The sequence below is a fragment of the Sulfitobacter sediminivivens genome, assembly GCF_042611115.2.
GTDB lineage: Bacteria > Pseudomonadota > Alphaproteobacteria > Rhodobacterales > Rhodobacteraceae > Sulfitobacter > Sulfitobacter sediminivivens.
This window is the reverse complement of record NZ_JBHGAR020000020.1, coordinates 32,262-51,719: the sequence shown is the minus strand read 5'-3', so window position 1 is coordinate 51,719 and position 19,458 is coordinate 32,262. Positions and strand designations below refer to the sequence as shown.

General features: G+C 57.4%; 19 protein-coding genes and 1 pseudogene. 12 read left to right on the top strand and 8 right to left on the bottom strand.

Annotated features, from left to right (window positions below):
* The first annotated feature begins 5 nt into the window (after nt 1-5).
* The 10 genes and pseudogenes from ACEWL3_RS16920 (at nt 6) to ACEWL3_RS16875 (ending at nt 10,079) form a co-directional block, all read left to right on the top strand.
* The gene (locus ACEWL3_RS16920) at nt 6-878 is read left to right on the top strand and encodes an ABC transporter permease (RefSeq protein ID WP_386184646.1); all 873 of its coding nucleotides are present in this window, start codon (nt 6-8) and stop codon (nt 876-878) included.
* Nucleotides 878-1,870: an ABC transporter ATP-binding protein gene (locus ACEWL3_RS16915; protein ID WP_386184648.1), complete on the top strand. Its 993-nt coding sequence runs from the start codon at nt 878-880 to the stop codon at nt 1,868-1,870. Before ACEWL3_RS16920 ends, ACEWL3_RS16915 begins: the two co-directional genes overlap by 1 nt.
* Complete coding sequence (locus ACEWL3_RS16910; protein ID WP_386184650.1) at nt 1,867-2,901, top strand: ABC transporter ATP-binding protein; 1,035 nt, start codon at nt 1,867-1,869, stop codon at nt 2,899-2,901. The genes ACEWL3_RS16915 and ACEWL3_RS16910 overlap by 4 nt, the downstream gene beginning before the upstream one ends.
* Nucleotides 2,898-4,331, top strand: a complete 1,434-nt coding sequence (locus ACEWL3_RS16905; protein ID WP_386184653.1) for an ABC transporter substrate-binding protein — start codon at nt 2,898-2,900, stop codon at nt 4,329-4,331. The genes ACEWL3_RS16910 and ACEWL3_RS16905 overlap by 4 nt, the downstream gene beginning before the upstream one ends.
* Complete coding sequence (locus ACEWL3_RS16900; protein WP_386184655.1) at nt 4,328-5,773, top strand: amidohydrolase family protein; 1,446 nt, start codon at nt 4,328-4,330, stop codon at nt 5,771-5,773. The genes ACEWL3_RS16905 and ACEWL3_RS16900 overlap by 4 nt, the downstream gene beginning before the upstream one ends.
* Entirely contained in the window at nt 5,770-6,441 is a 672-nt protein-coding gene (locus ACEWL3_RS16895) for an aspartate/glutamate racemase family protein (RefSeq protein WP_386184657.1), read from the top strand. Before ACEWL3_RS16900 ends, ACEWL3_RS16895 begins: the two co-directional genes overlap by 4 nt.
* Nucleotides 6,438-7,361, top strand: coding sequence for a dihydrodipicolinate synthase family protein (locus ACEWL3_RS16890; protein WP_386184659.1), 924 nt, complete (start codon nt 6,438-6,440; stop codon nt 7,359-7,361). The genes ACEWL3_RS16895 and ACEWL3_RS16890 overlap by 4 nt, the downstream gene beginning before the upstream one ends.
* The gene (locus ACEWL3_RS16885) at nt 7,361-8,131 is read left to right on the top strand and encodes an SDR family oxidoreductase (RefSeq protein ID WP_386184661.1); all 771 of its coding nucleotides are present in this window, start codon (nt 7,361-7,363) and stop codon (nt 8,129-8,131) included. The genes ACEWL3_RS16890 and ACEWL3_RS16885 overlap by 1 nt, the downstream gene beginning before the upstream one ends.
* 11 nt (nt 8,132-8,142) lie before the next feature.
* Nucleotides 8,143-8,985, top strand: coding sequence for a PhzF family phenazine biosynthesis protein (locus tag ACEWL3_RS16880; RefSeq protein ID WP_386184663.1), 843 nt, complete (start codon nt 8,143-8,145; stop codon nt 8,983-8,985).
* A gap of 498 nt (nt 8,986-9,483) precedes the next feature.
* Nucleotides 9,484-10,079, top strand: a pseudogene (locus tag ACEWL3_RS16875) (IS30 family transposase).
* A gap of 54 nt (nt 10,080-10,133) precedes the next feature.
* Here ACEWL3_RS16875 and xylB read toward each other — a convergent pair.
* The 3 genes from xylB to ACEWL3_RS16860 are packed head-to-tail and all read right to left on the bottom strand — an operon-like array spanning nt 10,134 to nt 13,682.
* Nucleotides 10,134-11,585 (bottom strand): xylulokinase, encoded by a 1,452-nt coding sequence (gene xylB, locus ACEWL3_RS16870; RefSeq protein ID WP_386184665.1) that lies wholly within the window; start codon nt 11,583-11,585, stop codon nt 10,134-10,136.
* A gap of 43 nt (nt 11,586-11,628) precedes the next feature.
* Complete coding sequence (locus ACEWL3_RS16865) at nt 11,629-12,555, bottom strand: amidohydrolase family protein (protein WP_386184667.1); 927 nt, start codon at nt 12,553-12,555, stop codon at nt 11,629-11,631.
* Nucleotides 12,552-13,682 carry an aminotransferase class I/II-fold pyridoxal phosphate-dependent enzyme gene (locus ACEWL3_RS16860; RefSeq protein WP_386184669.1) on the bottom strand — a complete coding sequence of 377 codons (1,131 nt, stop codon included), beginning with the start codon at nt 13,680-13,682 and terminating at the stop codon, nt 12,552-12,554. Before ACEWL3_RS16860 ends, ACEWL3_RS16865 begins: the two co-directional genes overlap by 4 nt.
* A gap of 41 nt (nt 13,683-13,723) precedes the next feature.
* Between ACEWL3_RS16860 and ACEWL3_RS16855 the strand changes: the two genes are divergently transcribed.
* Nucleotides 13,724-14,482 (top strand): MBL fold metallo-hydrolase, encoded by a 759-nt coding sequence (locus tag ACEWL3_RS16855; protein ID WP_386184672.1) that lies wholly within the window; start codon nt 13,724-13,726, stop codon nt 14,480-14,482.
* Nucleotides 14,483-14,488: 6 nt separating this feature from the next.
* Here the strand turns inward: ACEWL3_RS16855 and ACEWL3_RS16850 are convergent, their stop codons facing one another.
* Genes ACEWL3_RS16850 through ACEWL3_RS16840 form a run of 3 tightly spaced genes read right to left on the bottom strand, consistent with a single transcriptional unit; the run spans nt 14,489 to nt 15,795 of the window.
* A complete protein-coding gene (locus ACEWL3_RS16850; protein WP_386184675.1) occupies nt 14,489-14,788 on the bottom strand; it encodes a CcdB family protein in 300 nt (99 codons plus the stop codon).
* Nucleotides 14,781-15,023, bottom strand: a complete 243-nt coding sequence (locus ACEWL3_RS16845) for a type II toxin-antitoxin system CcdA family antitoxin (RefSeq protein WP_114880751.1) — start codon at nt 15,021-15,023, stop codon at nt 14,781-14,783. Before ACEWL3_RS16845 ends, ACEWL3_RS16850 begins: the two co-directional genes overlap by 8 nt.
* A gap of 49 nt (nt 15,024-15,072) precedes the next feature.
* Nucleotides 15,073-15,795, bottom strand: a complete 723-nt coding sequence (locus ACEWL3_RS16840; protein WP_386184678.1) for an SDR family NAD(P)-dependent oxidoreductase — start codon at nt 15,793-15,795, stop codon at nt 15,073-15,075.
* A gap of 92 nt (nt 15,796-15,887) precedes the next feature.
* On the opposite strand from ACEWL3_RS16840, the gene ACEWL3_RS16835 reads away from it, so the two are divergent.
* Complete coding sequence (locus tag ACEWL3_RS16835) at nt 15,888-17,051, top strand: pyridoxal phosphate-dependent aminotransferase (protein WP_386184680.1); 1,164 nt, start codon at nt 15,888-15,890, stop codon at nt 17,049-17,051.
* On the opposite strand, the gene ACEWL3_RS16830 is transcribed toward ACEWL3_RS16835, so the two are convergent.
* Together ACEWL3_RS16830 and ACEWL3_RS16825 are read right to left on the bottom strand one after the other, a co-directional pair.
* Nucleotides 17,048-18,169 carry an aminotransferase class V-fold PLP-dependent enzyme gene (locus ACEWL3_RS16830; RefSeq protein ID WP_386184682.1) on the bottom strand — a complete coding sequence of 374 codons (1,122 nt, stop codon included), beginning with the start codon at nt 18,167-18,169 and terminating at the stop codon, nt 17,048-17,050. The two genes, ACEWL3_RS16835 and ACEWL3_RS16830, sit on opposite strands and share 4 nt — an antisense overlap.
* Nucleotides 18,170-18,178: 9 nt before the next feature.
* A complete protein-coding gene (locus ACEWL3_RS16825; RefSeq protein ID WP_435001234.1) occupies nt 18,179-19,159 on the bottom strand; it encodes a replication initiation protein in 981 nt (326 codons plus the stop codon).
* Nucleotides 19,160-19,458: the final 299 nt, after the last annotated feature.

Genomic DNA, 19,458 nt, shown 5'->3' with positions numbered 1-19,458 from the left:
GGCATATGACCACTTTCCTAAGCTCTGAGTTCTTCCACAACTACAAACGTAGCGCATCAGCGATAATCGGCAGCACGTTGATGTTGGTCTTTGCCTTTGGCGTCATCGCAGGGCCGTTTTTGGTGGCGCAGAACCCCTATGACATTGCCGCCCTCGATCTGATGGACAGCTACAAACCACCGATGTGGCTGGAGGGCGGTGATTCGCACTTTCCGCTGGGCACGGACGGACAGGGCAGGGACGTCTGGGCCTCGATCCTGTATGGTGCACGAATTTCGGTTTTTATCGGGCTGGTGGCTATGATCGCATCCTGCACCATCGGCTCGCTGCTGGGGCTGATTGCGGGGTTCTATGGCGGCATCGTTGACAGCGTGATCATGCGGATTGCTGATATCCAACTGTCGTTTCCATCTATCCTGATTGCGTTGTTCTTGATGTCGGCGGTGGGCACAGGCGTGGACAAAGTACTTATCGCGCTGACGGCAGTTGGCTGGGTGGTCTATGCCCGGACAGTGCGCGGATCGACATTGTCTGAAATCGAAAAGGAATATGTGCAAGCGGCGCGCGTGGCGGGTTTGCCCAACAGCAAGATCATTCGCAAACATGTACTGCCCAATGTGCTAACACCGCTGATCGTGATTGCAACCATACAGGTGGGGACATTCGTCCTGATCGAGGCGTCGCTGTCGTTTCTGGGGGTTGGCGTGCCGATCACGCAACCGTCACTGGGTTTGCTGATCAAGAACGGGTTTGACGTGCTGTTTTCCGGTCTGTGGTGGACCTCCGTTTTTCCCGGCTTTGCAATCATGATGCTGGTGTTCGGCATCAACCTCTTTGGCGATTTCCTGCGTGACGAACTCAATCCGAGGCTGAAATAATGGCAGATGCAGCAAAACCGCTCTTGGCCGTTCGTGACCTGCGGACATATTTCCATACTTTTTCGGGGATCGTCAAAGCGGTAAACGGTGTAAGTTTCGAGATCGGCAAAGGCGAGGTGATGGGGCTGGTTGGCGAAAGCGGTGGTGGAAAATCCGTGGTTGGCTTTTCCATCCTTGGCCTGATCGACAGCCCTGGCAAGATAGAAAGCGGGGAGATCCTGCTGGATGGTGAAGACCTTGTGAAAGTAGGCGAAGCGCGCCTGCGCAACATTCGCGGGCGTGACATCTCAATGGTGTTTCAGGATCCGATGACGTCGCTCAACCCGCTGCACACGGTCGGGCGGCAAATGGATGAAGTACTGCGCCTGCATACCGATCTGGACATGAAAGCCCGAAAACTGGCTTGCATCGAAATGCTCGAAAGTGTCGGGATCAGCCGTGCGTCTGAGCGGTTGCGCGCTTATCCGCATCAGTTTTCCGGAGGTATGCGCCAGCGCGTCGTAATTGCCATCGCATTGCTGGCGCGCCCGCGGTTGATCATTGCAGACGAACCGACAACTGCGCTGGATGTCACGATCCAAAGCCAGATCCTGAAGCTGATGCGTGCCCAAATTACCCAAAAAGGTGCGTCGATGATCCTAATTACTCATGACCTCGCGGTGGTGTCGGAAATGGCGGACCACATCACCGTGCTCTATTGCGGCAACGTGGTGGAGCGGGGCAAGACACGTGATTTGATTGAGGCACCATCGCATCCTTATACACGCGGATTGATTGACAGTATTCCCGATACCTCCAACCGGCACGACCGGCTGAACCAGATACCCGGCTCTGTTCCGGACATTCGCAACCTGCCCAAGGGCTGCAATTTCCGCGACCGATGCCCTCGCGCTCAGGCGCTTTGCGCCGAACAGGAGCCGGCATTGTCCCCCCAGCATGCAACGCTTTGGTCAGCCTGCCATTTTCCTTTGAAGCCGGGAGAAAGCGCATGACGGATACGACATCACCCATGCTGGAAGTTCGCGATTTGTCGATGCATTTTTCCATTGGCGGCGGTGTTCTTGACCGGCTCAAACTCGACCGGAACGGCCTGCGGCTGGAGCGGCCTATCGTGCATGCAGTCAATGGCGTCAGTTTCAAGATCAACAGGGGCGAGATCATGGCGCTGGTTGGGGAAAGCGGTTGTGGAAAATCCACCGTCGCCAAGACGATTGCACGGATCTACGAGCCTACGACTGGCGAGGTTCTGGTAGAAGGTGAGAACATCGCCAATCTCGGATTCTCGGACCTTTTGCCTGTGCGGGCAAAGATGCAGATGATCTTTCAGGACCCTTATGCGTCGCTGAACCCTCGGCAAAAGGTCCGCGATATCGTAGCGGAACCGCTGCTCGAGCAGACCAAAAGCGCGCAAGAACGGCGCGATGTGCCCGCACGCATTGAAGCGCTGCTGGCCCGCGTCGGGCTGAATGCGGAACACGCCGGGCGTTATCCGCATCAGTTTTCCGGTGGCCAGCGTCAGCGCATCGGAATCGCCCGCGCATTGTCGGTAACACCGGGATTGATCATCGCGGATGAACCGGTCTCGGCGCTGGATGTGTCGATTCAGGCGCAGATTCTTAACCTGATGAAGGATCTGCGCGACGAATTTGGTCTGGCCTATCTTTTCATCAGCCATGATCTGTCCGTGGTTCACCATATTGCTGATTGGGTTGGTGTGATGTACCTCGGATTCATGGTTGAAAATGCGCCGCGCGACGTATTGTTTGCAAAACCGCGCCATCCCTACACCCGCGCATTGCTATCCGCCGCCCCCAGCATCAAGGCCAACCGCGATATCCAAGAAATCGTTCTGACGGGCGAGGTCCCCTCAGCGTTGGATTTGCCTTCAGGATGCCCGTTCCGAACCAGATGTCCCTTCGCATGGGATCGCTGCGCTGCGGAACGGCCTGCGTTGCAAGATGTGGGGGATCGTCAAACTGTGGCGTGTCACCTGATTGACGAACCTGGAAGGGACAGGCCATGACGATTATTGCTCAGGCGCGTGTCGGGTTGCATGACCCGCATGATTGCACGGATTCTAGTGACGAACTGCCGATCCTGCATGCAGTTTACGATACTTTGGTACGACGCGTCGGTCAGGATTTCGTGCCGCATCTGGCCCAGAGTTGGACAGTGACCAGTGATGCACGGAGTTGGACCTTTCATCTTCACGATGGTGTGCAGTTTCATGACGGCACTCCCTGTGATGCGCAGGCGGTAGCGGATTGCCTTGAAAGGATGGCGCGGCAGGACAGGGGGTATACGCTGGGAGCGCCCGCTGTCTGGCGACAGTTTCTGGGCGGTGCAGATATTCAGGTCGCGGACTCGGTCACGTTGGTTGTCACGCTATCTGAACCCATGGCCGATTTACTAGACGTGCTGGAGCAGGGTTTCATCGTGGCACCCTCGGCCCTTGCCGCGTTTGACGCCAAGAAATACAGCACACAGATTGGGTCAGGGCCTTACCGGATCGAGACCATTGCCGAGGATAGGATCACAGCAACACGAGTCGATAGGCATTTTGCGGGCGTACCGGCGAACCGCACGATCACTTGGCAACGCGTTCCAGACCCGGAAGAGCGGCTGGCGTTATTGAAGAGCAGTGCCGTGCAGATCGCAAATGGGCTGGATTTCGAGGCATCCCATGTACTGGGCGACCAGCGCCACGAATACCTGTCGCCGGTTGCTATTATCTATCTGCTGAATGCGGCCAAGGGCCCGCTTGCCGATGCCCGCGTGCGCCGGGCACTGAGTGTTGCGGTGGACCGCGATGCTATTGTGCGCGACTTGATGGCAGGGGCCGCGCGACCTTTGCGCGGTTTCGTCAGCCCTAACCATTTTGGAGCAGGGCAGGGAGAAGGGGCTCAGATGGACCGCGATCTGGCCGGAGCGCTGTTACAAGAGGCGGGATTTGGTGGAGGTCTTACGCTTGATGTCGACTGTCCGACACGTCTGCCGGATGAAGCCGAGCGGTTGACCGCGGCATTGGCCGCGCAATTGGCCGAAGTCGGCATTGCCCTGAAGGTACACATCCACCCCGAACGCGAAGAATATGCCCATATGATTCGGCGCAAGGAAATCCGCGACCTTTGTGTTTTTGATTCCAGCCCGATGAGTACCTATCGCATTCTGTATGAAAAGATCGATTCCCGTGTCGCTGGGTCGTGGTGGCAAGGCTACTCCAACTCCGAAATTGAATCATTGATCGACAAGGGGCGCGCGACAACAGACAGGCATGCGCGGGCAGAGATCTGGCGCAACACCTATCGTTTGTTGCAAGACGATCCGGCATGGCTCACGCTTTATAACCCGGTGCGCGTTATCGGCTTGCAGGGGGAACATCCGGCGTTCGAGATGCCCGTTGATGGGGTCATTGATGTGGCGCGGTTGCCAGCATTGGAGACCGTGGCATGAAAGCTGATACGCTTCTGACCGGCGCGTGCGTCGTCACCATGGACCCGGACCGTCGGGTAATCGAAAACGGTGCTATCGCCGTTGCCGACGGCAAGATCGTCGCAATAGGCAGTGCGGAGGCGTTGCGCGCAAAAGTTACAGCTGGCACTAAACTGGACTGTGACGGCCACATCATTCTGCCTGGCCTGATCGACGTACACGCCCATGCCGGACATGGGTTGATCAAATCCATGGGTATGCATGGCGGCAATCGTTGGGAGGAAATCTGCGGCGAGGTTTATACGCAGGCGTCACCCCCAGAATTCTGGTATGCCGAGGCGCGATTGGCCGCGTTAGAGCGGTTGCGGTTCGGTGTCACCACAGGCGTTTCCCTGTTGGGGGGGGGCGATACGATCATGCGCACCGACGACCCGTCCTATGCTGCCGCTCATTGTCGTGGGGTGAGCCAGGTTGGTACCCGCAGCATGGTCGCGGTCGGCCCAACTCGCGCTCCGCATCCGCGCACCTATGCGGACTGGCAGGAAGGAGGCAAGCGCCTCTATCCAATTTCGTTCGAGGAGCAATTCGAAACTTGTCAAAGGGTGGTCGATGACTGGCACGACACCCAGAATGGCCGTATCCAGATTGCGATGCTTTACCCGGTCTTGCGTGATGAACACGAGCGCGATATGTCATCGGATGATTATGCTACAGCCTGTGATCAGGTCCGCAGTGTTCGCAAATATGCTCGGGAAAAGGGGCTGGTCTTTACGCAAGATGGTCATTGGCGCGGCTCGATCCGCCGGGCGGAGAAGCTCGGGCTGCTGGGGCCGGATGCACTGTTGTCCCATTGCATTGACCTGCACGACGATGAAATCGCATTGGTTGCCCAAACCAACACCAGGATCGCACACAACCCGTCGGCCAATGCCTCCATCGTCGGCCGTTGCCCGGCGACCGAGATGATGGCGGCGGGGGCCTGTGTGGCACTTGGGTCGGACGCGACGGCACCAGACCGTTCTGCCGACATGTTCCGGCACATGCAGCAGGCGATGCACTATCATCGGACCCACTTCAGGGATGCAGACGTGCTGCCCATCGGCAGGGTGCTTGAGATGTGTACCATCGGTGGGGCGCAGGCTCTTGGCATGGCGGACGTTATCGGGTCCATCGAGGTTGGCAAACAAGCGGACCTAATCACCGTCGATCTGCGTCGTCCGCATCTTTATCCACCCAATATGGCATTGCACCGATTGGTGTGTTTTGCCAACGGCAACGATGTGAGCAACGTGATGGTCGGCGGTGAGGTTGTGCTGCGCGCAAAGGAAGCGACGCGAGTTGACGAGGACGACATCCTGCGGGACGCAGCGGATCAGACGCAAATCATGATCGAGCGCATCGGTGCGTCTGGCGATCTGGAATTACCCGAAAATTTCTGGGGCAAACAAGGACGCCAAAAATGACCATTTATGTGGTTAACCCAAACAGCAGCCAGCATGTGACAGACGGCATCAACCGCGCTGTCGATCCCATGCGTGCCGCCAGCCTGGTGCCAATCGAGGCACGTACATTGGCCGAAGGCCCACCCGGCATCGAAACCCAAGCCAATGTCGATGGTGTCGTGGTCCCCTTGCTCGCCCATTGTGCCGCATTGGAAGAGAGCGCAAGTGCCTTTGTCATCGCGTGCTACTCCGATCCGGGCCTAGCCGCGCTGCGCGAACAATCTACGCGTCCGGTGTTGGGTATCGCCGAGGCGTCAATCCTGACGGCGATGACATTGGGGCAGCGTTTCGGCATCATTTCCATCCTGTCCAAAAGCATCCCGCGTCACATGCGTTATGTCGGCGCGATGGGTGTGTTGGACCGCCTTGCAGCCGATCAGCCATTGGAACTTGGCGTGCTTGAACTGGCCGATGAGGCCCGTACGTTTGATCGGCTCAAGACTGTCGGTACCAACTTGCGCGATGGTGCTATGGCTGACGTCGTTATTTTGGGCTGCGCGGGCATGACGGCGTTTCGAAGCGATCTTGAAAACCACCTTGGCATTCCTGTGGTCGAACCCTGTCAGGCCGCCACGGCGATGGCCATTGGCCGGGTGGCCCTGCAAACGACACGTAAGGACAAAAAATGAACAGACTGACAACAAAAGCCGCCGGCGTATTTGTCATTGCGGTGACGCCGTTTCACCCTGACGGGGGTATCGACTACGAGAGCTGCGACCGGATGGTCGATTTTTATCTTGATGCCGGGGCAACAGGCTTAACGGTGCTTGGGATGATGGGTGAAGCGCCCAAACTGACAGTCGAAGAATCGCGCGATGTCGTTGCACGCATCATGACCCGCGTGGATGGGCGGGTGCCTGTAGTGGTTGGCGTATCCGCACCCGGTTTTGCGCAGATCGGCGGGTTGACGGAAATGGTTATGGATTTGGGGGCAGCGGGCGTGATGATCGCACCGCCGGGTAGCCTGCGCACTGACGAGCAGATCGTGACGTACTATAAACAGGTGGCGGAGCTGATTGGCGATGTGCCGTTTGTGTTGCAGGATTTCCCGTTGGTAACAGGTGTGCAGATGGCCCCGGGCGTTATTGCGCGTATCGTCAACGACCTGCCGACCTGTGTCTGTCTCAAACACGAAGATTGGCCGGGGTTGGAAAAAATAACTACGCTGCGCCGCGACGGTGTTCTGAACCGTCCACTTTCGATCCTATGCGGTAATGGCGGGCTGTTCCTGCCCGAAGAAATGGCCCGCGGCGCGGATGGGGCGATGACCGGTTTTGCTTATCCTGAAATGATGGTGGTCGTGGTGGAACATTACGCCAACGGTGAAATGGACCGGGCACGGGAACTCTTCGATGCCTATCTGCCGCTGGCACGCTTTGAACAGCAGCCGGGCATGGGGCTGGCGATCCGAAAATACACATTGGCCAAACGCGGAGTGATCGCGCATGAAGCGCTGCGCAGCCCCGGGGCGGCCCTCTCTGACAAAAGCCGCGCCGAGGTCGATCTATTGATCGCGCGACAGGAAAAACGATTACAGGAGTTGAACTGATGGATCTTGAAATCACCGGAAAACGCGCGCTTGTGCTAGGCGCCAGTCGTGGCCTTGGCATGGCCATCGCCAAGTCACTGGCGGCCGAAGGAGTAACCGTCTTCGCCGCCGCGCGCAGCCGCGACAAGATTGCCGACTGGTCGAAGGGCATCGAGAATGTTCATCCCGTCGAACTGGATCTGGGCGACATTGTTTCCGTCGATGGAACTGTCGACATGTTGCTGAAAGACGGCGGCGTCGATATTGTCGTCAACAACGGGGGCGGCCCGCCTCCCGGCACTGCAGAGGCAGCGCAGCGCAGCGCATGGATCACACATTTTGAATCCATGGCCGCAAACTTGTTTCACCTCAACACACGCCTGTTGCCGATGATGAAAAAGTGCGGCTGGGGGCGGATCATTTCGATTACGTCTTCGGGGGTCGAACAGCCCATTCCGAACCTCGCGATGTCCAACGGTATCCGCGCGGCGGTGGTCGGGTGGTCAAAGTCACTGGCCAACGAAGTTGCGAGTGATGGCATTACCGTGAACGTCGTAATGCCAGGCCGTATTCATACAACCCGCGTGGACGAACTGGATGCGGCAGCAGCCAAACGCACGCAAACGGATGTCAAAGACGTTGCGGCTAAATCCCTTGCGGCGATCCCTGTTGGACGCTATGGCAAACCCGAAGAATTCGCTGACGTAGTCACTTTTCTTGCATCAGAGCGGGCGGCTTATGTCACCGGATCACGTATCCGAATTGACGGTGGCTCGATTAAATCCATTTGAGTGCCCGATCCATGTCAAAACCGCGCCAATTTATCCAATGTGATGTTTTCACTTCGCAACCGACCAAAGGCAACGCGCTTGCGGTTGTTTTGGACGGTGAGGGCCTGACCGAGGATCAGATGCAGGCGTTCGCCGCCTGGACAAATCTGGCTGAAACCACGTTCCTGTTTCCGCCAACCATGTCGGACGCAGATTATAAGGTTCGAATATTCACCCCGTCGCAGGAAATGCCTTTTGCCGGGCATCCCACGTTGGGCAGTTGCATGTCATGGTTGCGATCGGGTGGCGTGCCCAAATCAGCAGGCATCGTTCGGCAGGAATGTGCAGTTGGGATCATTGAAATCGACGTAATCACTGACGTTCCAGCTTTTGTCGCGCCTCCGACGAAGATCCTGCAGATGGCAGATGATGAACGCAGCCGCATCACCAATCAGCTACAAATTCCCGAAGAGCTTATCTGTGCCGCGGTGCAACTCGACAACGGGCCCGTGTGGCAGGTTCTTGAACTTAGTAGCGCTCAGGACGTACTGAACGTGGATTCTGCTAAGGTAAGGTGGCCCGAATTTCAGGCCATCGGCTTGATTGGCAGGCAGCCTGATGGCGCAGAGACGGATTTTGAAGTTCGGATGCTGGCACCATCAAGTGGGATGAGTGAAGACCCCATAACAGGGTCGCTGAATGCGGCTCTTGCGTGTTGGTTGCAAACGGAAGGGCGTTTGCAACCCAAAACCGTCATTTCACAGGGGACCAATGTTAATCGTTCAGGGCGCGTCTTTGTGAGGTCAGACGACACCGGGAAAATACTGATCGGCGGAGAAGTGCAGTTCCTGATTGAAGGCACAGTCGAACTTTAGGTCGCGTACTCAATCGTCAGAATAGAACATGCCGCCCCGCGCGATATTGTGGCGGCATGTCACTCATGCTGTAGACCCAGAATGTCTACGCGCCTTTTGCCAGTCTGCAACGGGGGGGTTCGTACTTTTCACACAATCCTACGGCACTTTTGAGCATTGCCGCGTTGGGCTAGGCAAGCGTATAGCGATCAAGGCGCACGTTGTCTTCGGGTCCTGTGCTCGTATGTCCGCCCTTTGCCATCGTCCATTCACTGACAACGCAACGGTTGCACCAACCAAGATCAAAAAGCGCCCGAAAGACGAAGTGCGCGCCGATGCGGAGCGCCTTTTGGCAATGGTTGGGCTTGCCGACAAATTCTATTCGTTTCCAAATGCAACCCGGTGAAGCACACATTTTAACATAAGATTGATTATGGGCGCTATGGCCATCAGAAGGGTGTATTCACAAACGAAGTACAAATTCTGTGTTAAGACAGAACCTTGCATGGAGGATGTTGAATGGGAAGCCACTACTCTCACCTGAGGCTGGAAGAACGCCGCAAGCTGGTCAACTGGCTTGAGGCCAAAATGCCAATTGCTGAGATTGCAGATCGCCTCAAGGCTGGATGGTCTCTCGAACAGATTGCAGGCCGCATGCGGTTAGAGCGCCATCCGATCATTATGAGCCACGAGACGATCTATCGTATTGCCTATTCCAAAGATGGCCGCGCCGAACAGTTCTATCGCCACCTTCCCGAACATCGCAAACGCCGTGGGCCACGTGGATACCGAAGTCGTCAGAGTGGTCACATCTTTGATACACAAAGCCTATCATACAAGCCTGACCGCATCACAGAGCGAACCGAGTTTGGTCATTGGGAGTGCGATCTGATGATGGTCCGCAAGCGCCCTACCAGAAGGGCACCGTAAAGAATACGAACAACAGGCTGCGGAAATACCTGCCTCGTTCAACGGAACCGACTGCGCTGACAAATCGATATTTGAGGTCGATTTGCCACCGCCTCAATGCAACGCCGCGCAAATGCCTGAGCTACCGGACATCGGCTGAGATATTCCAAAGCGAACTGATGGAGTTGCGGAAGCGATTGGAATAAAACGACATGTCAGGAACTGAACTTCAGCGCGAGTTCACGGACGAACCGGCCGGTTTATTGTAACTGCCTGAGCACCGGATAACTGGCGTGAAACCGTTGGTACGCCGCCTCATATTGCGCCGATACATCCTGCCGCGGCTGGATTGTTTTTTGAACCAGTGGCGGCGTCATGATCTTTTTCGGATCGGCCCCTGTGACCCCACAGATCGCCAACCTTGCAGCCCCTAATGCGGCACCGAATTCGCCCTGTGCCGGCAGATCAACAGGCAGATCCAGAATCGTCGCCAGCAACTCGACCCAATAGGCCGACCGCGCACCACCGCCGATGGCCAGCACGCGGTCCAGCCTGGCACCCGTCGATTTCAACGCCTCCAGGCTGTCGCGCAAGGCAAAGCTGACCCCTTCCATCACACTGCGCACAAGCGCTGCACGGTCCGTGCCAATGTCGAGGCCCAGAAACGCGCCACGAATGGAGCTGTCGTTATGCGGGGTCCGTTCGCCGGACAAATAGGGCAGAAACCGCACCTGCTGTGGTTCGCCAATGTGATCATCCAGCGTACCTGCCAGATCCCCTGCCGGTGTTTCCAGAATGCCCGACAACCAGTTCAGGCTGTCCGTGGCCGCCAGGATGACCCCCATCTGATACCAGGTACCGGGAATAGCATGGCAAAACGTATGGACAGCAGAGGCGGGCATCGGCGAAAAACTTTCGCGGGCGGCCAACAGCACACCCGAGGTCCCGAGCGAGACGAACCCCTGCCCTTCGTGCAGCGCGCCGACACCACAGGCCGCCGCCGCGTTGTCGCCCCCACCGCCGACAACCAGCACGCCTTTCGGCAACCCCAGCTGAGCGGCGCGGCTGTCATCAACCGTACCTGCGACCTGACTGCCCTCGACCAAGTCTGGCATCTGGTCGCGGCGCATGCCGGATGCGGTCAACAACACGTCGGACCAGGCACGTGCGCCCACATCCAGCCATGAGGTGCCAGCAGCATCGGACATTTCTGAGACCGCCCGCCCGGTTAACCAGAACGACAGGTAATCCTTGGGCAACAGTACCTTTGCGATCGAAGCGAACACCTGTGGTTCATGTGTCGCCACCCACATGCATTTGGGGGCCGTAAAGCCGGGAAATACAATATTGCCAGACAATGCGCGCACCTGCGGGGTGGCATCAAGATGCGCGGCTTCTGCATGACTGCGGGTGTCATTCCACAAGATACACGGTCGCAGCACCGCGCCTTTTTCATCAATCAGCGTCGCACCGTGCATATGCCCTGAAATGCCGATGCCCCGCAGCTTCGACACTGCACCTGCATGATCTGCGCGCAACGCGGCAAGGGTTGCGGCAAGCGCATCCAACCAGTGTTGCGGATCCTGTTCGCTCCATCCCGGATGCGGGTGGCTCACGCTATAATGTGCCTCTGCCGCGCCGATGGTGGTGCCGGTTTCGTCGACCAGCAGCGCCCGCAGGCCAGATGTACCAAGGTCCAATCCTAGAAACACATGCGTCCCCTCTTTCAAATTACGGTTGATGTTAGCGCTAATATCAGGTGCCGCCAAACCGATAAAAACGATGCGCGTTGCGGTACATCACTTTTTCCAGAACACTCGGATCATCATCCACCTGCCCGATTACAAAATCGAGCAGATCAGGATAGGTCAGATGCAGGCTGTCGACTGGAAAGTTGCTGCCAAACATCACCCGATCCGGGCCAAACATCCTCAGTGTGTCTTGGGTCAACCGCACCGCTCTTCCTGCCAGTTCGCTGCGAAAATACATCGCATAGCCGGACAGTTTCACACAGACATGGGGCAAGTGCGCCAGCGCGCGCATCCCGCTCGACCATCTGGTCAGCCCCGCATCGCTCAGGTCATGGGGCGACCCTATATGGTCGATTACAACGGGAACATCAGGATGCTGGGCCAGAAAATCTGCGGCCTCAGGCATCTGTTCTGGATAGAGCTGCAGATCAAAGCTGAGCCCGTGATCAGCCAGCAGTGCATATTGCCCCCGCCAGGTCAGATCCGCCAGCAGGTTGGTCGCTGCAAAGCTGATGTCAGGCCTGTCCAGCAGGTGGGCAATAATCTGGCGAATGCCACGCAGATTGGCATGGGCCAGATGCCCGGAAAGCTGACCAGCAAAATCTCCCGAGGCCAAATCTGCAAAACCGACGATCATGATGGGATGCCCAGACGCGTCGCTGATGCCTTGGATAAACGCGGTCTCTTTAACCGGGTTGGGCAGTTTCGGATCGCATTGCACATGCACCGACCCGGCGAGGGTGCGTGGGTCCGGCTCCGCCAGAAATTCATTGATCAGGTAATCACGCTGAATCGGTGTCGGGTCACCAAATGGCTTCGGCGCGCCAAGATCACGCAACCAGACATAGCCAACTTGCCCCGGATCGCTTTGCGGTGCCCAAAGATGGTGATGGGCGTCTATGATCGGAAAAGCATCCGCTGCGGTGTTCATGATTGCCCCCAGTCCGCCAACGCCTGCGACACCCTGTCCAACCCTTTGGCAAGGTTCACTGATGCGCCTCCACCCACGCCCAGGCGAATGTGCCCCGGCTGATCATAGGCACTGCCGGGCAGCAAGAACGTGCGGTAGGGGTCGGCCAGCAGAACCCTTGCAAAATCATCACTGTCAATGCCATCTGGCAACCGCGCCAACCCGATTAGCCCGGCACGCGGACTGACCCAACTCAACCGCTCTTGGTCCGCAACCCACCTGTCCATCTGAACCAAGTTCGCCGCCCCCTCGCGCCGCGCCTGTTCCATCGCGGGGCCATATCGTTCGGGCCGCAAGGCAACCTCGGCGATCACCTCGCCCAAGATGTTCATGATCTCTGAGGCGTTTTCGCGCAGAACCACTGCATCCATCACCATCTGCGCATCAGGACAGATCAACCAACCGGTGCGCAGTCCTTGCAGGCCGAGGGCCTTGCTGACTGACCCGGTCGTGATGCCGCGCGCGTACATGCCCGCCACCGAGGCGCTGCGCGGCCCGTCCCATTCAAGGCCCGCATAGACCTCATCTATTAAAAGCCACGCACCGACACTGTCGGCAATCCGCACCAGTTCGGCAATGTCATCAGCACTTAACAAATCACCGGTTGGATTGTTGGGGTTTGAGATAAAGATCATTCTGGTCTGCGCCGATACGCTGGCCACCACCCGGTCCAGCGGCAAACGCCATGCGTCCGCTTCCTGCCGCTCAACCTTGACCACATGCGCGCCGATGGCCTTGGCCAAGACCTCGGCTTGCGGCCAGCCGGGCGTTTCGATCACAATCTCATCGCCGGGCTGCACCAATTGCATGATTGCCAGATAATTCGCCTCTGCCGCACCCGCAGTGATCAAGACATCAGCAGGGGTACACATGCCGGTTAAACCGGCCTGTACCAACACATGATCGCGCAGTTCCGGCAGCCCGCGAAAATCCCGGTTGTTCCAGTCAAGCGACAGATTGGGGTCCAGATCATTCAGGTAATCGCCCAACACAGGCGAGCCAGAGAGCGAAAAACCGACAATGGCCTCGGGTGCGGCATTGATGGTTTCAAGCAGATACTCAAACAGCCTGTGTATCTTGACTTTCATCGCGGTCCCCCGGCTAACTTCCCCTGAAAGGGGCTGCGCCCATGAGAAACCAAGTGACGCTAAAGGGCAAACCGAAACGCCTTGCCGTGCTGGATTACGGGCTTTTTGAGGTCCACGCGGGGCCGCGCACGATTGGCATTTGCGGAACGTTGATCGAAACGGGCGCAGGCGAAGTTGTGCTGATCGACACCGGGTTTCCGCAAAAATATGCATTGGATGCCGATGCCGCGACACGCGAGGACGAGCTGGGCAGTTTTGGGCGCGTCCTGTCTGTTACGCCCGACAACATGCCGGGGCCGCAGCTGGCCAAGCTTGGGCTGCGCAAGTCTGATGTGACGTTGATGATCCAAAGCCATACGCACATCGACCACGTCGGGGATATGGCAGGCTACCCCCAAGCACCAATTTTGATGTCAGCCCATGAACGCGCCCTGCCCCGCCCGCTTTACTGGTCGGGCAAGCAGGCACTGGAATGGCCCGACCGCGACTATCATCTGATCGACAAAGACACCCCGCTTGGCCCTGATTTCGAGGTCCTGCATTGCCCCGGTCATGCGCCGGGCCAATTGGCGTTTATGGTGCGTCTGCCACATACCGGTTGGGTTCTGCTGACCTCAGACGCGATCAGCCGTGCATCCGAAATCGACGAGAAATTTGCCGGCTCTTGGGATGTGGATCAGGCAATCTATCACGCAGATCGGTTGATGGCATTGGCCAGAGAACGGGATGCTCTGGTGATCTATGGGCACAGCCCCGAACAATGGCCCGACCTGAAAAAGGCACCTGACTGGTTTACGTGAACGGGCCTAATACCCCTGAAACAGGAAATCCAGAGCGCGGGTGATCTGATCGCCGTGCTCTGCGAAATTTCTGATCGGCGGGCGCAACGCGGCCCTAGGCACCGCACCCATGAGATGCGTTGCCATCACGAACATTTTGCCATCCATATCGAACGCGGGATGAAGTGACCGTACCGCGTTTGGCACAGCGGTTTCCGGCAGCACGGGCACCATCATTCGGGTGGATTGCACATCCAGCAGATCGGTTTGCACGTCCAGCAGATATTCGCCTTCGACCTGCGTCGGATGCAGATCGTATTTAGACATTGAACATGCGGTATTTTTCCAACGGCAGACCGTTCACCTCGGCCCATTCATTCCAGGCCTCCAGCGACGCCGCATTTTCACGCTTCCACGCTTCGCCCTTGGCCTTGCGCACCGCGTCATTCACACCTTCTTCGGCGGCACGGCTGATGTTCACGCCAAGTGCCTTGGCATCTTTCAACAGCTCGGAATCGAGCGATACATTTGTTGCCTTACGCAATGACGTCTGCTTATTCATGTCATCCTCAATCCATGCGCATTCAGTATGCGCATTAAATACAACATCGTCAACGCACATCGCGCCCTTGGTTCAGGATGATCACATTCCCGCTGGATATATCACCGGCAGGGGATACCAGAAACCCAACCCAATCGGCAATTTCGCTGGGTTGCATCGCCCGACCATGCGGCATCTGCGCCACCGCTTTGGCAAGGGTTTCTGCGCTCAGCACATCAAACAAAGGTGTTTCGGTCATGGCCGGCGCAATGGAATTCACCGCAATCTTGTCTTTGGCATAGCGCCGCGCGAGGTCTTTTGTGAGCGTGTCCAGCGCCGCCTTGGATGCCCGGTAATGCGGCGGGTCAAAGACATCAAAATTATAGGCCCCATTGGACGAAATGTTGACGATCTTGCGCACGCCTTCACGCCCCATCATCAACTTGACCCCCGCCTGACAACAATGAAACGCCCCTGAAAAATTCAGCTGCATTTGTTGTTCAAACTCTTCGGCGGGGATGTTGGGAAATTCAGACATGAAACAGATGCCGGCATTGTTCACCAAGACATCAACGCCACCATGCGCCGCGCCAATGTCTTCAAATGCCCTGGTGATGGCGGCGACATCCATCAGGTCTGTCACGATCCCTTCGAACCCATCTGCTGCCATGTCGGACAATCCGGCAGCATCGACATCCAGCCCAACAACATGCAGACCATCGGCCATCAACCGCGCCACAATCGCGCGTCCCATGCCCCCGGCGGCCCCTGTCACCACTGCAACCTTATCCATATTATCCCCCGATGCCTGTGGCCATTTGTCTGCGCCCGCGCTATTTCGATTTATATGTAAACGCACATATCTCGCCAAGCAAGGAGTGCTTCATGCCGATCCGCCCTGCCCGCCGCATCACTGAAACATCACCGAAAGATTTTGGGATGTTTGCCAAAGCGTCCCGGATGCCAGGCGATCTCATTCACCTCGAACTTGGTATGCCCGCCGAAGATACGCCGCAACACATCAAAGATGCGACCATCGCGGCCCTTCAGGACGGGGCGGTGCATTACTCTGATCTGCAGGGCCTGCCCGATTTGCGACGCGCCATTGCCGACAAATTGCGCCGCAAGAATAACATCGACATCACGCCAGACGAAATCATCGTGACCAACGGGCTGACCCAGGCGTCGTTTGCCGCTTTCATGGCCTTTCTTGATGAGGGCGACGAATGTCTGCTCTTGGCACCCTATTACCCCCAGCACGTTGGCAAGGCCGAGCTTGCCGGTGCCCGCGTCACCATCGCGCCATTGGATGCGGCCAACGGGTTTTCGATCAACTCCGCCTTGATAGAGCCACATATCACCCCCGCGACCCGTGCCATTGCCCTGATCAACCCGTGCAACCCCACCGGCCGCGTCTATTCCCGCGACGAACTGCAACAGCTTGCCGATCTTGCGCAAAAACACGACCTGCTGGTGTTGGCCGACGAGGTTTACGAAGAGATCACCTATGACGGGGCCCAACACATCTCAATCGCTTCACTGCCGGGCATGAAAGAACGCACCATCACGATGTGCGCCTTTACCAAATCCCACGCGATGGACGGCTGGCGGCTGGGCTATATCGCCGCTGACGCCGCCCTGATTGGCCCTTGCATGAAGATCACCACAAACGAAGTCACCCATGTGAACACCTTTATCCAACACGGGGCGCTTGCGGCATTGACCGGTGATCCGGCCGTCCTGAGCGGCATGGTTGCTCGGGATCAAACGCGGCGTGATATGGTGGTGACGCGTCTGAACCAGATGCCCGGCGTAAGCTGCGCCCCGGTTGAGGGGACAATCTATGCCTTTCCCAACATTACCGCCACCGGGCTCAGCGCGCAGGACTGTGCAGATCAACTGCTTGCCGAAACCGGCGTGGTGGTCGAGGCCGGCAGTTTCTATGGCCCAGCCGGAGAAGGCCATCTGCGGGTGTGTTTCGGCTGTGCCGAGCTTGACGTATTGACCGAGGCGATGGACCGCATGCAGCGGTTTTTCAACGCCCGCTAAGTCACTGCATGCAGCGCCGCACACAAATGTTCCACATGGCGCATTTCGGTCTCGGCACCGGGCGACAGACGCAGGATCTGACCCCGGCAATCTGCCAGCACGCCGTGTTTTGCCAGCTGGGCAATGACCGCACTTGTGTCTGTGGCGTCCGGCATTTTCAACATCACGGACCCGCCCCGCTCTGCTTCGGCGCGTGGGGTGGCAAGGGTTAGGCCCGCCCTGCCCGCCTCTTCGATGATCATCGCCGTCATTTCGCGATTGCGGGCCAGCAAATCGGTTTGTGCCGCATGCCACCGCAACGCCGGAACAGACCCCAGACAGGCCAGCACGGACGGGGTGCCGTGTTCAAGTCGACGGGCATCGGGCGCATAGTCAAATGCATCCAAATCCCACGAAAACGGATTGTCCTGACTGAACCATCCCCTCAATTCCGGCTTTACCTCTTTGAGCAAATCGGCACGCATCTGAATGATGCCTGCCCCGGGTGTCCCGCAAAGCCATTTGAGCGAGGATGCCACCACGAAATCAACCGGATATTGCGCCAGTGAAAAAGGAATGATGCCAATTCCCTGGGTCAGGTCCACACCGACCAGTGACCCCATTTTCGTCCCATGGGCCGTTAGTGCCGCCAGATCGCAGCGGTGCGATGATGTGGACGTCACCCACGTCAGCAATGCCAGCCCAACATCCGGACCCCATGCCGCGATCATGTCTTCATCCCGCACCCAAAATTCGCCTTCGCGGATTGGGACGGTGTGCAGCGTGAACCCCATCCGCGCCGCCAACCCATTCAGCAAGAAATGCAGCGACGGAAAACAATCCGCCGCGATCAGGACCCGACGGTCCCGCAACCGATTTTCTGGCAGGCCGCCGAGGATCGAAAACAATCCGGTTGTCACGTTTTCGGCGCTGGTGACCGTGCCGCCCGGCGCGTCCAGCAAGGCGCGCCACAGGTCGATAAAATCCATACGTTTGGCCAGAACTTTTGGCCATTGGACGTCATCCATCGCCCCCCAAATTTGAGAAAATTCGCCCAGAGCGGCAGACATATCTTCCGCCTTTCCGGGATACTGGCCAATCGAATGATACAGAAAATAGCCGGGGTCAGCCTGGGTCATATTAAGTCTCTAAATTGGGTTATTCTGCACATAGGTCTTAAAGAACGCGAGGTAGGCCTTGTCCGGGTCACGGGCGGGCGGCTTGCCACCGGCCCAGGCTCGCCATTCGCCTTCAACAAAATAAATGTCATAGCCCGGAAACCGAAGCTTCGCCGTCTCATAAGTTTCTGACCGCAACGCGGCACCCTTGGCATCCAACCAACCGGGGCGTGGCCGTATCGCATCCGCTTTGGCTGTCACCCGCTCCTTGCGTCCGACTCTTGAGAATTGCAATTCCCGCTCCACCTCAGCCTCGCCGCCCGCATCCTTTCGCCACCAGCGCAGCTCAACATGGGTAACGCGGCGCCCGGTCTTGATCGGCTCGACCTCGACAATGTAATCGCTCAGCGCGCTGACTTCTTCAACAGCGGGATCAATCGCGCGCAATTTCAGGTTAGACCACGAGGTCAGCTTGCCCTTTGGCACACCCAACACCCCGCGCATGTCATCAAGCGAGAATTTCTCGGCAGATCGCCAGCGCAGATTGCCGCGTTTCTGCACCATCTCATAAAGCGTCAGCGCATATTTGGACGACAGCGCGAACATCACCTCACGTTGCAGCCGTGCAAAAACAGTGCTGTCTTTGATGATCCGCCGCAACCGTTGGGGAATTTCATATTCAAGCAAACCATCCCGGCGCGTCGTCTCAACGTTGCCACCCAGAAGCTGAACCCGTTCAATGGCCGGTTCCCCGTCCCGCATCACCTGTACTTTGACAATCGACGCCATCAGCCGTTCAATCGACGACCCGACCCGGTCATTTGAATTATGTGACCCGCGCAGATCGGATTTTGAGATGACATGTGTCACGGGTTTTTCGATGGCATCCCATGCGTTTTCCAAAAGCTGATTGTAAATCCGCCGATCCGCAAGCGTCAGTGGCGTGACCTCAACCAAATCCACCAACTCCCCCGGCTTGACCAACGTCTGTGCGTTTGGCTTCGCGTCCACTGTCCTGTAGGCTTTGCCCATCTTGCCCCTGCCTTACGCCCACAACTTACTTTTGTTTTTTTTGAATGTAAGTTATCTAATTGAAGCTGCCCCGTCTACCACCCAATTTGTAAGGGTAAAACTCCCTGCCCTCGCCCGCGTGATTCGCAACCTGCTGGTAAACACCACTTATTTAGCACACAATCCGGTCTTTGGTGCAGCCACCCCAAAAGTAAGGATATGGCCCTCGCCCCATCTGTAAGGATCAGCGCCCCAAAAGGTAAGGCCTACCGCCCCCGGAAGTAAGTCAAACAACCCCA